This window comes from Sulfitobacter sp. HI0129 (assembly GCF_001635395.1).
Taxonomy (GTDB): Bacteria; Pseudomonadota; Alphaproteobacteria; order Rhodobacterales; family Rhodobacteraceae; genus Sulfitobacter.
This window is the reverse complement of record NZ_LWGH01000099.1, coordinates 1-302: the sequence shown is the minus strand read 5'-3', so window position 1 is coordinate 302 and position 302 is coordinate 1. Positions and strand designations below refer to the sequence as shown.

General features: G+C 58.6%; 1 protein-coding gene. It reads left to right on the top strand.

The genetic code is table 11. The features are described from left to right. Positions 1–176: 176 nt before the first annotated feature. A partial coding sequence (locus A3764_RS00950; protein WP_330220503.1) for a glycosyl hydrolase 108 family protein occupies positions 177–302 on the top strand: 126 nt, incomplete at its 3' end.

Genomic DNA, 302 nt, shown 5'->3' with positions numbered 1-302 from the left:
GCGTATTCTGAAATGAAGGCGCTGATGGGCCAGTTCTCATTGGTGATCTAATGCTCCCCCTCTGCGAAGCCGTCAGCCGCCGCCTCTGCCGCTGGCTGACGGGCTGGGACATGACGATCTGCGCCTACGCATGGTGGCGTCGTGACCGCAATCTTCACAAATCATGGGGTTAGCGAATGACACGCGAGAATTTCTCTATCGTCCAGCCTTGGGTGCTTGCTCACGAAGGCGGGTATGTGAACAACCGCAAAGACCCGGGCGGGGCCACCAACATGGGCATCATCCAGCGAACCTATGACGCC